Origin of the sequence: Bacillus cereus group sp. N11, from assembly GCF_016483605.1 — a bacterium.
In the GTDB taxonomy this organism is placed as follows: Bacteria; Bacillota; Bacilli; order Bacillales; family Bacillaceae_G; genus Bacillus_A; species Bacillus_A toyonensis.
On the sequence record NZ_JAEHBN010000002.1, the window covers coordinates 295,617 to 308,847 of the forward strand.

The window sequence follows — 13,231 nt, forward strand, 5'->3', positions numbered from 1 at the left end:
GAAGGTGATTTTTTTATTTTGTATTTTGAGCTATTGAGGTTATTTCATGCTCATATTTAGTGATTTTTTGTTGTATCTTTTTTAAGTTCTTTTCAGTATCTTTAATGTGCTGTAAAACATTTATCTTTTGTTGTTTCATTAATTCTAATCGTTGAAGGATAGTAGATTCTCCATCCATGGACCAGTCAATAAATTGTTTTATTTTTTGAATAGGCATACCAGTTTCTTTTAAACATAAAATCATCTCTAAATATTTGAGTGCTTCTTCGTTAAAAACTCGATCTCTTTTTTCATTTCTTTGAAGAAAAGGGAACAGTCCTTGTCGATCGTAATAATGTATTTGAGAAATAGTTAAGTGGTGCATTTTGGCGACTTGACCAATTGTATAATACATGTGATTCATCCTCTTGTTACCAGGGTATAATTCCGTTTTTATTTAATATTTTACCATTATAGTTTGTTGCACTTAATGCATATTTAATAATAATCTTAGCACTTTCATTGGTTGTATGGCCACCAGGTGCATTTCCATTAAGGTCGGTAGTTGTAAAACCAGGTGTTACCCCGAAAACTGCTGGACCGTTAGTACCAAATTCTTTGCTAAAAGCTAATGTTAAAGCGTTAATAGCTGTTTTTGAAGAATTATATCCTAAAGCATTAATTGGATGTGTTTCACCATTAGCGAACATTGTTTGTGAAGCCATGTCAGTTGTTACATTTATTATTTTGCTGTTGTTTGACTTCTTTAATGATGGTAAAAAGGCTTGCATCATTTGGAAAGTTCCAAAAAAGTTAATTTCAAATCCTTGACGTAAAGTTTCAATATTTAATTTGCTAGGTAGCGTATTGAAGTCTAGTGCTATACCTGCGTTATTGATTAGTAAATCTAAGTGATCAGTCGTTTCATACATTTTTTTCATTGCTTTTTGAATGGATTGTGAATTTGAAATATCTACTTGAACATAAGAAACGTTGGAAATATTTAAAGATTTCACAGCTTCTTGACCAAGTTGTTCATTGCGAGCACCTAAAAATACGTGATAGCCTTTCTCTGCTAATTGGCGAACGAGTTCATATCCAATTCCTTTATTTGCACCTGTTACAAAAGCGTATTTTTTCATATTGAATTCCTCCAGTATCTTTTTAGTAGGTCACAATGGAAAGGATACAGCCTAAACTTAAGTTTAGGTCAAGAGGAATTTTAAAAAATAAATATCAAATATTTATATATACGAGTGAGAATTCTTATCATTTGAAGGGAAGTCTGTTAATATAAGAAATGTAGGTATTAAATTTTCAAGGGGATGAAAAAATGGAGTACAGAATTGAAAGAGACACATTAGGAGAAATAAAAGTTCCGGCTGATAAATTATGGGCAGCGCAAACACAAAGAAGTAAAGAGAACTTCCCAATTGGAACAGAGCAAATGCCGCTTGAAATTGTAAAAGCATTTGCGATTTTAAAGAAAAGTGCGGCCCTTAGCAATCAAAAACTAGGGAAGTTATCAGAAGAGAAAGCAAAAGCAATTGTGGAAGCTGCTGATGAAGTGATTGAAGGGAAATGGAATGAGCATTTTCCACTTGTTGTATGGCAAACGGGTAGTGGTACACAATCTAACATGAATGTGAATGAAGTAATTGCAAACCGCGGGAATCAAATTTTGAAAGAAAAGGGATCTGACGTACATATTCATCCGAATGATGATGTGAACATGTCTCAAAGTTCAAACGATACATTTCCAACAGCGCTTCATGTAGCATGTGTAATTGCGGTAGAAAATCACGTATTACCAGCAATTACGAAGTTAAAAGAAACTTTAGCAGAAAAAGCAACTGCATTTGAACATATTATAAAAATCGGTCGTACACATTTACAAGATGCAACACCGTTAACTTTGGGACAAGAAATTAGTGGATGGCACCGTATGCTTGAAAAAACTGAGCGTATGATTGCTGAGAGCAATACATATATGAAAGAGTTAGCAATTGGTGGTACTGCAGTTGGAACGGGTATTAATGCTCATCCTAAATTTGGTGATATGGTATCTGAGGAAATTAGCCAATTTACAGGTAAGAACTTTATTTCTGCACCAAATAAGTTCCATGCATTAACGAGCCATGATGAAGTTGTATATACTCATGGTGCATTAAAGGCATTAGCGGCTGATTTAATGAAGATTGCTAACGATGTACGTTGGCTTGCAAGTGGTCCACGTAGTGGTCTTGGAGAAATTATTATTCCAGCAAATGAGCCAGGAAGCTCGATTATGCCAGGTAAAGTAAACCCAACACAAAGTGAGGCGTTAACAATGGTTGTGGCGCAAGTGATGGGAAATGATACAACAATCGGATTTGCTGCGAGCCAAGGGAATTTTGAGTTAAACGTATTTAAACCAGTTATTGCTTATAACTTCTTACAATCAGCGCACTTATTAGCAGATGCAATTGTTTCGTTTAATGATAATTGTGCAGTTGGTATTGAAGCGGATGAAGAAGTAATTAACGAAAACGTGAATCGTTCATTAATGCTTGTTACAGCATTAAACCCTCATATTGGGTATGAAAATGCAGCGAAAATTGCAAAACATGCTCATAAAGATGGTTTAACTTTAAAAGAGGCAGCATTGCAATCGGGATTATTAACAGAAGAGCAATTTGACGAAATTGTAGATCCGAAAAAAATGATCGCTCCAAAAGAATAATAGAAGAAGCCCAGATTCGAAATTTCGAATCTGGGCTTCTTTCTCACATATAAATTTTAATCCCTTTTTATGTTTTCTTCAACTGCACAACTGTAAGTTCTGAAATATTATTTGGTAGTGGTCGAATGGATTACTTTTATATGTGGGCAGTTCTCTTTTAAGAGTGAAATGAATTTTTCTTCGTCTTGTGGTACGAAAGTTTTCACGGAATCAAATAAATTGTAATCAATTTCTAATTGTTGTCGAGTCCATTTTTCTGAACGGAGTTTTTTGCCAGAGTATTTAATGTGACGAATGTCTTCAAATGGAATTTCAGTGCGCAGTATGAAACCGTGTTTTACAACAATTGATGATTTCGTTATATTATAGTGTGAAAAATAGAATGAAGAAAGATTCACGATATTTAACAGCATCATAAGAGTAAAAAAAATAGAATTTTCATTTTGGAAGAATAGTGAAATGAAAAAAATAATTATAAATAATATAATGAAAATGACGTGAAATGGATTTTTTTTTGCTTTAAATTTCAAGTAAGTCACCTCGATAAAAGTGTTCTTTAAATAAATTAAATCACAATATCTTAATGAAACCCAAAAAATATGCAAGATTGCATATTTTTTGGGTTTGTTATTCGTGTAAAATTTTTTGATAGGATAAATGTAAATAAAGTTTTTTTATAGTGGAGTGGCATGAAGTGGCTTATAAGAATAGAAATGTAGCGCTAGTCATATTTAGTTGTATAATGATTATGAGTGGCTGTTCAAATAAAATGGTTGAGGATGGAAACCGAAAACATGTATTTATAGAGACAAGTAAAGTTTTAGTAGAGGTTGTTTGCAAAAAATATAAAAGATGAAAGGGTGCTTCCATAAAAGGAAGCGCCTTTTTTGTAGTTAAAATGGAATATTTGATAGGGGGTAAATAGAGGGTTTGTTTCATTTCGGATATCACTTTAATTAAGTTATTACAGTTTCTCCATGGAATAATAATTTCATTATAGTTAGCGGTTATTTGAGAAATTTATAGATGATTTTATAAAAGTTTGCAAAATAGGTAAACGAAACATTGAAATGTCTGATTTATGTATGTTAAGATGATGAAGTGATAATAAACGTAATTGTAATTTGTTTGTTTTTAAATAAACATTTTGAAGGAGTGTTTAGTGTGAACGATATTTCAGAGAAGTTTTGGGATGCGTCGGTAGAGGAACTGAAAAAAGGGTATGTGTTTGATGAGGAAGCAGAGGAGTATATTTGTTTAGCATGTGGAGAAGCGTTTATTAAAGGAGTTATTTATCAACATAATCAAGTTTTGTATGAAGCAGAGAAGTTTGTCCAATTGCATATGCATAGTGAGCATACGTCTATGTTTGATTATTTATTAAATCTTGATAAGAAGTTTACTGGTTTAACCGATTTACAAAAGAAGATGGTTCAGTTTTTCCATATGGGACTGAATGATAAAGAAATTGTAAAAGAGATGGACGGCGGTAGCACATCGACGATTCGTAATCATCGTTTTACATTGCGAGAGAAGATGAAGCAAGCAAAAGTATTTTTAGCGTTAATGGAATTATCAGAAGAAAAATCGAAGGTACAAACGAAATTTGTACCAATTCATAGAACGGCAACGATGGTGGATGATCGATACAATATTACGGAAGAAGAAAATGATGAAGTATTAAAAACTCATTTTATAGATGGATTAGATGGCCCGCTTTCTAAATTTCCGAAGAAGCAAAAGCGTAAATTAATTATATTACGTCACTTAGTGAAAAAGTTTGATAGTAATCAAAAGTATTCCGAAAAAGAAGTGAATACAATTTTAGAAAATGTATATCCAGATTTCGTGACTTTAAGAAGATATTTAATTGAATATGGATTTTTAGATAGAACAGCAGATGGAAGTCAATATTGGGTGAAGTTATAATAATGCGGAAAGAAAATGAATAGAAGCAAATCATTATAACAACTATACAAAGAGATAGAGATGGAAAAAAGATTTTTAATAAAAGGAGAAATGTAATTTGAAACCACCTACAGATAACAATAAAGAAGGTGTGGAGTCACATAAGTTAGAAAGTGAGAGTAAACCGATTTGGAAATCGATGTCTATGTTTTTAGTACCGCTATTATTAAGTAATGTACTTCAATCAGTTGGACAATTATTTGGTATGGTCGTAGTAGGGAGATGGCTTGGTGTCAATGATTTAGCAGCTATATCAGCATTCTTTCCGTTATTTTTCCTACTCGTTTCATTCGTAATTGGAATTGGGTCGGGTAGTTCTATTTTAATTGGTCAGGCGTTTGGCGCTAAAAATGAAGATCGTTTAAAAGCTATCGTTGGTACGACACTTACATTTACGTTTATTATCGGAGTTGCATTGGCGATAATAGGCAGTATTTTTGCAATGGATATTATGCGTCTAATGGGAACGCCAGAAAATATAATTGAAATAAGTGTACATTATGCAAGAATTTTATTTATATCGATGCCAGTATTATTTTTATATTTTGCATACACAACATTTATGAGAGGGACAGGAGATTCTAAAACGCCATTTTACTTTTTAATTGTAAGTACAGCGCTAAATATGATCTTATTACCAATTCTTATTTTTGGCTGGCTAGGAGCTCCGAAATTAGATGTGTATGGAGCAGCATATGCTTCTGTTATATCGACAGTTATTACGTTTATTGTCATGCTAGTGTATTTAAAGAAGAAAAATCATCCACTACAACTAGATGGAACGGTAAGGAAATACCTTCGAATGGATGGTGAGTTGTTAAAGCTATTGCTACGACTCGGTATTCCAGCGAGTATTAATATGATATTAGTTTCATTATCTGAAATTGCGGTAATCGCGTTTGTAAATCGTTATGGTTCGGATGCAACAGCTGCTTATGGCGTCGTGAATCAAGTTGCCAGTTATGTACAAATGCCAGCCGTTAGCCTTGGCATTACAGTCTCTATTTTTGCGGCACAATCAATTGGTGCAAATCAATTTGATCGATTGCAGAAAGTTGTAAAGGCTGGAATTATTATGAACTATGTTATCGGTGGTATGTTAATATCTCTTATTTACTTGTTCTCAAGAGACATTTTATCACTATTTTTAACGAGTCAAACTACAATTGATATTGCTCATAGTTTAGTTATGATTACATTATGGAGTTATTTAATTTTCGGTCATGCACAAATTATTAGTGCGACAATGCGAGCGAGTGGTACAGTATTATGGCCAACTGTTATTGGTGTTGTATCAATTTGGCTAGTTGAAGTACCAGTAGCATATTATCTTTCTTACCATACAAGTCTTGGAATTGAAGGGATATGGATTGGATACCCAGCAGCATTTATTGTTAGTCTCATATTACAGTATGCATATTATAAGCTTTCATGGCAGAAGAAACGAATTACACGATTAGTTAGTTAAATAGTGAAAATGTCCCTAAGTTATTATACTTAGGGACATTTTTTTGAAGCGTATGTTTATCTCGCAAAATCCTGATTGATGAGGGCTAATAATTAGTGGGGATGAAGAAAACCCCCACTGATTAAAGTTTCACTTTATAAATAGCTTTTTAAAGTGATATCAAAATGTTGTCTAATAAGTTTTTTATCACTCATATAAAACTCCCACGCTTTTTCTGGTGCACCGATAATTTCAAAGGATTCTTCTGTAATATATAAAGCGCAATCATCTTCTAGTGCAATCCCCTCTATATTACCTTGGTGATTTTGTAAAAAGGAATGAAAAGCATTCATTCTATTTAATTGATTATAATGTGGGCAAAACCTTTTGTTAACAATCCCCCATCCGTTACTTTCTACATAACCAGAACCTTCATAATCTGATCGGATACTAGATGTGAACCAACACATAGCACCAGCACTATACCCTGCAATGAGTGTTCCTTGCTCGAGAGCCAATAGTAATTTCTCATCTAGTTTATGTTCTTTCCATTGTGTAAGCATTTCAACATAGTTTCCACCACCAAGGTAAATGAAATCGGCTGAATGAATCATCTCATCTATTTCATATTTAGAAGGTATATCGGTTATTGTACGTAAAATTTGTACATCACAATGGAATTGGTTTTCAAACGTGTCTAAAAATAATTTTATATAGCTTTCATCATCATGACTAGCTGTTGGAATGAATAATATTTTTGGGTACTGTTTATTTGTTAATTCTATAAGTCGTTCATTAATATGAAAGTGATTTAAATCTTGTAAATCACCACCACCAATGACAGCTAATTTCATAGTAAAGCACCACCTAATCATTTTTGTTATGTAAAAATTCGATAGAAGAGAGTTACATTCCTTCTCTAATGTAATGAATAAAGAGAAAATACAGTTTAAATATATTGGAATAGTAAAGGGAACGATGATTATATAGAGTGATGAATTAGAAACAGTTTATTGATATATAATATTGCATACTATTGTTTCAAAATATGGAAACAATATGGTTAAATGGATATAACGACTCATTAATTAATATTGAATTAGTGTATATATTTTATAAAGGCGTCGGAAATACTAGGGATTTTACAAACGTATTTTTTACTTTTTATAGGAACTTGTATTACAATATGGTAAAATTATATTAATATATTTATTCGGTATAGAATGAAAAAAGGAGCGTGAAAAAAGTGGATTTTCGATTTGAATTTACAACGAAGTTGAAAGAATACTTAGATGATGAGAAGGATGAAAAAGTAATAAAAGATGGACATAGAGATATAATTTTTCATTATTTATATGCATTAGAGAGTGAAATTGGCGTCGTTAAAAATCCTAACTTTACTTTTTTTGCATCAGGAAGACGTTCACATATAGTATTGGAGAATGTTGAATTTAAAACGGAAGTCAATGTGAAAAGTAATATAATTGAAATTACAAAAATAGTGGATAATGTAGCTATTCCGTTAGACACTATCGTAGCGAAAAATCGGGAATTATTTGCACTTGGGCGTAATGAGAAGTTTAGTGTACAAATATTAGAGCAGTATCTATTTGATACATTTGGAGAGAAGTTAGGTTTACAATGAATGGATATTCATAATTAGTGGATAGCAGTTTATATCATTCGTGTTTGACCTTTCATTTAATTTGTACTACAATCTGTAGTGTGAAAGGAGCCATACTATGTTTACTCAAAATTATAAGTTAAATGAGCAAGGGTTAAATCACTTCTTTGGACCGCTTGAAGCGAAAATAATGGAGATTGTTTGGTCCACTGAAGGTATTACCATTAAAGAAGTACAGCAGAAATTAAGTGAAGAATCACCGGTGAACTTTAATACTGTTATGACAGTTATGAACAGGTTAGTAGAGAAACTACACTTAGAAAAACAGACTGTGAGAAGAAGTGGCATATATCATGCAGTACAAACAAAAGAAGAATTCTTATCCAATCAAACGAAGAAAATGACGCAGGAATTAATGGGGGAATTTGGAGATTTAGTTGTAAATCATATGTTAGATGAGTTAGAGCAGGCTGATCCGACTTTACTAAAAAAATTAGAAGATAAATTGAGTCAGTTAAAAAAAGAGGATCGATAAAATGAAATGGCAAATGCGTAAAATCGTATTGTTAGCAGTAATTGTTAGTACTCTCTTTTTTTGTATGTTAACGTATTACGTTACATATCCATTTCTTTTTCAAAATAAGGCGTTCTTTCTTTCAAAGTTTTGCTTGTTTCAGTTAGAAAAACATATGAAAGAACTATCGTTGATTCGTATCATAATAGCTGGATTATTATTACTTACTGTACTGATAGTGTGCAAAAAAGTTTGGCGGCAATTTTTCTATAGTAAAAAATTACAAAAAGTACTTGTACCTTTTATTAGAAAAGGAAAACAAATATATATATTACCGACCGAGGAAATTGCAGCATTTACAATTGGATTATTTCGTCCGAAAGTTGTCATGTCAGAAGGGATACTTCACACGTTTTCAGAGGAAGAAATTGATGCGATTGTTTTTCATGAAGAATATCATCAAAACAATCGGGATCCACTAAAATTATTTTGTTTTACGTTATTAGCAGAAGGAATGTTGTACATCCCGATACTAAAAGGGCTGCTACAGCGATACCATACGTATCAAGAGTTAGCAGCAGATAAATATGCGATGCAAAAAATGAAATCCTCATTCGAGTTAGGTAACGCGTTATTAAAATTAATTAAAATAAAGACAATGGAAAATCGATGTGTGACAGCTTCATTTGCAAAAACAGCAATAAATTTACGAATTGAGCAAGTGTTAAATGAAAAAGTTGTGAAGCTTACTATCCCGTTACATACAAATTCGGTATATGTAACGCTAGGTTTATTCTGTATGTCGATTGTACTTATTGTCGGAGAGTGCATATAGCCTCTTTTTTTAACAATTAACACTACTAGGTGTAGTGTTTTTAGGGGGAATAAAATGAACGCAGCAGATTTAACAATTTGGCTTGTAGCTGGGGCGGGAGTATTGTCATTTATATCGCCATGCTCTTTACCTCTATATCCATCTTATTTATCTTATATTACAGGTGTTTCAATTCAAGATTTAAAAGAGAATCGTGGGATTATGCAAAAATCAGCGATTATACATACCGTATTTTTTATGATTGGATTTTCGGTTATATTTTATGCGTTAGGTTTGTCGGTAAGCTGGATTGGAATAACATTCTCATCTAACCAAAAATTGATTCAACAAATTGGTGGGGTTTTTATTGTTTTGATGGGGTTATTTATGACTGGATTGTTTCAGCCTAAGTGGCTTATGGCAGAGAAAAAGGTGCAGTATAGAAGTAAATCGACTGGATATATTCGTTCGATATTAGTCGGTATGACATATGCAGCGGGATGGACGCCATGTGTTGGGCCGATATTTTCAGCTGTACTCATGCTTGGTGCGACGAATCCTGAAGGGGCACTTCTTTATATTACAGCGTATACGCTTGGATTTGCAGTTCCATTTTTCGTGATGGCATTCTTTATCGGAAAGGTAAAGTGGATTGTTACATATGCCAATGTCATGATGAAAATTGGCGGCGTAATGATGATTGTAACAGGTGTTTTATTGTATACAAATCAAATGACGAAAATTACAGCGTTCTTTATTCGCCTATTTGGTGGATTTACAGGATTTTAAAAAATGAGGAGGAAGAAAAGTGAAGAAACTAATTGCTATTATATTAGTAGGAGCACTCGTTTGGGCGGGTGTTAACTTTTATAATTCAAAGAAAGAAGAAAAGGAAAGAAAAGCGAAACAAGCGGAGTTAAAAGAGAAAGAAGTATTACCACAAATAGGATTTAAAGCACCAAATATAACATTAAAAGGATTAGATGGAAAGTTGTATTCGCTAAATGATGCGAAGGGAAAACCATATATTATTAATTTTTGGGCATCGTGGTGTGGACCATGTGAAATGGAGGCACCTGACTTAGTTCGTTTTTATGACAAATATAAAAAGGATATTGAAATCTTTGCAGTAAATGCAACTGTTAGTGACCCAGTACAAGAAGCAACTGCATTTGCGGATCGCTATGGATTTGAGTTTCCAGTTCTTCTAGATATAGATGGAGTAGCTGGATTAGATTATAAAGTATTTTCTTTACCAACGACATTTTTTGTTAATAAAGATGGAATTATAGTAGATCATGTACGAGGGGTATTACCTCCAGATCAATTAGAAAAGAAATTTCAAAAATTAATTGAGGGTTAAGAGGGGATTTTGCAGCGATGGAGTGGATCATGAGGTTACAACCCGTATCTCTTATAATTGGAAGTCTATTTGGATTTATGCTGATGAAACGAAAGATGAAGCATCAAAATGTACTGTATGAAAAAATGATGGATGCTGTAACAAATGCGTTTCTTATTATCGTATTTGTATGGAAATTTGCACCGGCAATTTTAAATCCAGTATGGGCTTTTAGGTCGCCATTGCAAGCATTACTAGCTGTAGGAAGCATGCAGCACATTTTAATAGGGGGCATAATTGCGAGTGCATACATTGTTTGGAAAAGTAAAAAGGAGCAATTTTCGCTTCATATTTTACTTGATGCATTGCCTTTTGCATTGTGCGTGAGCAGTATCTTTTATTTTCTATTCCATCGAGAAGTAGGTGTACAAACGACACTACCATGGGGAATGAAAATATATGAATCTAAATTTTTATATCATCCTATTTTCGCATACGAGATCATCCTCGCCCTTTGTGTAATTGGTTTGTTATGGATGAAAAATGAAAGATTAGGAACTGGAAAAAATATAAGTGTTTTTCTAATTTGTGAGGGGACTGCTCATATTGTTATTTCGCTTATTAGTGAACAAAACTCGGTTCTATTTGGCCTGTCAATACAGCAAATACTTAGTTTTTGTGTTATTAGTTTAGGCATTTTGTTCATGCCGAAAAAATAAAAATAGCCATGTACGGAGAGTATCCGTGCGTGGCTATTTTTATTTTATATATTAAAAAATCGGCGGGGTAACAGAAAATAAGACAATTGCATTTTTCTCGAATTGATTTACCCATTTATGCTTTAAATAAGCAGGTATTTTTACACTATCACCAGTTTCTAATGTGTACTCTTCTTCATTTAAATACAATGTAATTGTTCCGCCTAATACAAATGCTAATTCTTCACCTTTATGTTCTAGAATATTATCTGATGAAGAAGTATTTGGGGGAACAGTCATAATTGCTGTTGCTAAATTACCTGTGAAATCAGGCGATAGCATTTCATATGATAAATTATCGATAATCATTTTTTTTCGTTTATGAGAGCGCACGATTAAATCGTCTGTATTTGTTTCTTCAAGTAGAAAACTAAATGTTGGAACATCCAGTGCCTTTGCGAGTACCTTTAACGTTTGAATGGAAGGGTTAGCAGAACCACGCTCAATTTGACTTAACATAGATGGTGTAATTTCAGCCATATTTGCTAGTTGTTTACTAGTTAAACCTTTTTCTTTTCTTTGCTTTTCAATCTTTTTACCAATATCTATATTTTCCATAAAACATTCTCCTTAATGATTATTAAATTATATTTAAATAAATTAAATTAAAATTAACTAAAATGAATAATTTATGTTAAACTATATTAAAATTAATTTAATTATAATTTATTGTATAGCAAGCTACAAGGATATGAGGAGGAAACGGAATGAAGGAAATAGAGGTATTAAAAGCAGAGTATCCATTAGTTAACAAGCTTATTGCAACAGAAGAAATATTTTGGATAAACCCGAATATAGAAAAATATGAAACAGCAATAACAGCTTCACCACTTAATGAAGAAGATGTCAAAGACGCGGAAGAGAGATTAAAGCGTTTTGCACCATATATTGCGAAAGTTTTTCCTGAAACGAAAGAAACGAATGGTATTATAGAATCACCTTTAGTAAAAATACCTTCAATGAAACAGTCTTTAGAGAAAAATTACGGGCAACTTATACTAGGAAAATTACTATTAAAATGTGATAGTCATCTTCCGATATCAGGATCAATTAAAGCTAGGGGCGGGATTTATGAAGTGTTGAAACATGCTGAACAATTAGCTCTGCAGCATGGAATGTTAACAGAGGAAGATAATTATTCTATTTTAGATAGTGACACATGTAGAGAGTTTTTTGCAAAATACTCAATTGCGGTAGGTTCTACAGGTAATTTAGGGCTAAGTATTGGGATTATGAGTGCGAAACTAGGTTTTAACGTAACTGTCCATATGTCAGCAGACGCAAAAGAATGGAAAAAAGATTTATTAAGAAATAAAGGTGTAAATGTTATTGAATATGAAGCTGATTATAGTAAAGCAGTAGAAGAGGGGCGTCAGCAAGCAGATGCAGATCCTAGCTGTTATTTTGTAGATGATGAAAACTCACATGATTTATTTTTAGGATACGCAGTAGCAGCATCTCGTTTACAAAAGCAATTAGAAGAGTTAGAGATTATAGTAGATGAAGAACATCCTTTATTCGTTTATCTTCCGTGTGGAGTAGGTGGGGGACCTGGCGGGATAGTATTTGGTTTAAAGTTATTGTATAAAAACAACGTCCATTGTTTCTTTGCAGAGCCAACACATTCTCCATGTATGTTACTCGGGTTAATGACAGGACTTCATGATAAAATCGCCGTTCAAGATATCGGGATTGATAATATAACAGACGCGGACGGACTGGCAGTAGGAAGACCGTCTGGATTTGTCGGTAAAACGATAGAACCATTTTTGAACGGAAATTACACAGTAAGTGATGAAGAGTTATATAGATTATTAAAAGAACTGGCTGATAAGGAAAATATTAATTTAGAGCCTTCTGCATTAGCTGGTATGGTTGGGCCAGTGAATGTATGTAAAAATGAAAACGAGTATTTACAAAAGCAACAGTTAACAGAGACGGTGAAAAAAGGTACTCATATTGTGTGGGGAACTGGTGGGAGCATGGTTCCAGAAGATGTGATGAATGGGTATTATAAGAAAGGTTTGGAATTAACAATATAAGAAAAATGAGGCTAGTTGTAG

15 protein-coding genes are annotated in these 13,231 nt (G+C 33.0%); 10 read left to right on the forward strand and 5 right to left on the reverse strand.

Translation table 11 applies throughout. The features are described from left to right. Positions 1-13: 13 nt before the first annotated feature. Together JDS98_RS05370 and JDS98_RS05375 are read right to left on the reverse strand one after the other, a co-directional pair. Positions 14-394, reverse strand: a complete 381-nt coding sequence (locus tag JDS98_RS05370; protein ID WP_097957145.1) for a MerR family transcriptional regulator — start codon at positions 392-394, stop codon at positions 14-16. A gap of 16 nt (positions 395-410) precedes the next feature. Continuing rightward, positions 411-1,121, reverse strand: a complete 711-nt coding sequence (locus JDS98_RS05375) for an SDR family NAD(P)-dependent oxidoreductase (protein ID WP_000759568.1) — start codon at positions 1,119-1,121, stop codon at positions 411-413. Between the two features lie 191 nt (positions 1,122-1,312). Here JDS98_RS05375 and fumC point away from each other — a divergent pair, with 191 nt between their 5' ends. Beyond that, positions 1,313-2,701: a class II fumarate hydratase gene (fumC, locus tag JDS98_RS05380; protein ID WP_000456622.1), complete on the forward strand. Its 1,389-nt coding sequence runs from the start codon at positions 1,313-1,315 to the stop codon at positions 2,699-2,701. A 107-nt stretch (positions 2,702-2,808) separates the two neighbouring features. Here the strand turns inward: fumC and JDS98_RS05385 are convergent, their stop codons facing one another. Beyond that, complete coding sequence (locus JDS98_RS05385; RefSeq protein ID WP_000669053.1) at positions 2,809-3,231, reverse strand: PH domain-containing protein; 423 nt, start codon at positions 3,229-3,231, stop codon at positions 2,809-2,811. A gap of 634 nt (positions 3,232-3,865) precedes the next feature. Between JDS98_RS05385 and JDS98_RS05390 the strand changes: the two genes are divergently transcribed. Both JDS98_RS05390 and JDS98_RS05395 read left to right on the forward strand, forming a co-directional pair. Next, complete coding sequence (locus JDS98_RS05390) at positions 3,866-4,630, forward strand: DUF2087 domain-containing protein (RefSeq protein WP_000997950.1); 765 nt, start codon at positions 3,866-3,868, stop codon at positions 4,628-4,630. Positions 4,631-4,727: 97 nt separating this feature from the next. Then, positions 4,728-6,137 (forward strand): MATE family efflux transporter, encoded by a 1,410-nt coding sequence (locus JDS98_RS05395; protein WP_000804166.1) that lies wholly within the window; start codon positions 4,728-4,730, stop codon positions 6,135-6,137. A gap of 134 nt (positions 6,138-6,271) precedes the next feature. Here the strand turns inward: JDS98_RS05395 and JDS98_RS05400 are convergent, their stop codons facing one another. Then, the gene (locus JDS98_RS05400) at positions 6,272-6,970 is read right to left on the reverse strand and encodes a peptidase E (protein ID WP_000762102.1); all 699 of its coding nucleotides are present in this window, start codon (positions 6,968-6,970) and stop codon (positions 6,272-6,274) included. A 392-nt stretch (positions 6,971-7,362) separates the two neighbouring features. On the opposite strand from JDS98_RS05400, the gene JDS98_RS05405 reads away from it, so the two are divergent. The 6 genes from JDS98_RS05405 (at position 7,363) to JDS98_RS05430 (ending at position 11,129) form a co-directional block, all read left to right on the forward strand. Beyond that, positions 7,363-7,761 (forward strand): DUF3942 family protein, encoded by a 399-nt coding sequence (locus tag JDS98_RS05405; RefSeq protein ID WP_000347531.1) that lies wholly within the window; start codon positions 7,363-7,365, stop codon positions 7,759-7,761. Positions 7,762-7,858: 97 nt separating this feature from the next. Continuing rightward, entirely contained in the window at positions 7,859-8,275 is a 417-nt protein-coding gene (locus tag JDS98_RS05410; protein ID WP_000495072.1) for a BlaI/MecI/CopY family transcriptional regulator, read from the forward strand. Between the two features lies 1 nt (position 8,276). After that, positions 8,277-9,089 carry a M56 family metallopeptidase gene (locus JDS98_RS05415; protein WP_097957147.1) on the forward strand — a complete coding sequence of 271 codons (813 nt, stop codon included), beginning with the start codon at positions 8,277-8,279 and terminating at the stop codon, positions 9,087-9,089. Between the two features lie 54 nt (positions 9,090-9,143). Beyond that, positions 9,144-9,857 carry a cytochrome c-type biogenesis protein CcdA gene (gene ccdA / locus JDS98_RS05420; protein ID WP_000990446.1) on the forward strand — a complete coding sequence of 238 codons (714 nt, stop codon included), beginning with the start codon at positions 9,144-9,146 and terminating at the stop codon, positions 9,855-9,857. 19 nt (positions 9,858-9,876) lie between these two features. Next, entirely contained in the window at positions 9,877-10,431 is a 555-nt protein-coding gene (locus JDS98_RS05425) for a TlpA family protein disulfide reductase (RefSeq protein WP_097957149.1), read from the forward strand. A 17-nt stretch (positions 10,432-10,448) separates the two neighbouring features. After that, positions 10,449-11,129: a prolipoprotein diacylglyceryl transferase family protein gene (locus tag JDS98_RS05430; protein WP_199633625.1), complete on the forward strand. Its 681-nt coding sequence runs from the start codon at positions 10,449-10,451 to the stop codon at positions 11,127-11,129. Positions 11,130-11,180: 51 nt separating this feature from the next. Here JDS98_RS05430 and JDS98_RS05435 read toward each other — a convergent pair whose 3' ends face one another. Further along, positions 11,181-11,726 (reverse strand): helix-turn-helix domain-containing protein, encoded by a 546-nt coding sequence (locus JDS98_RS05435; RefSeq protein WP_097957151.1) that lies wholly within the window; start codon positions 11,724-11,726, stop codon positions 11,181-11,183. A gap of 149 nt (positions 11,727-11,875) precedes the next feature. On the opposite strand from JDS98_RS05435, the gene JDS98_RS05440 reads away from it, so the two are divergent. Next, entirely contained in the window at positions 11,876-13,210 is a 1,335-nt protein-coding gene (locus JDS98_RS05440) for a D-serine ammonia-lyase (protein ID WP_097957152.1), read from the forward strand. Positions 13,211-13,231: the final 21 nt, after the last annotated feature.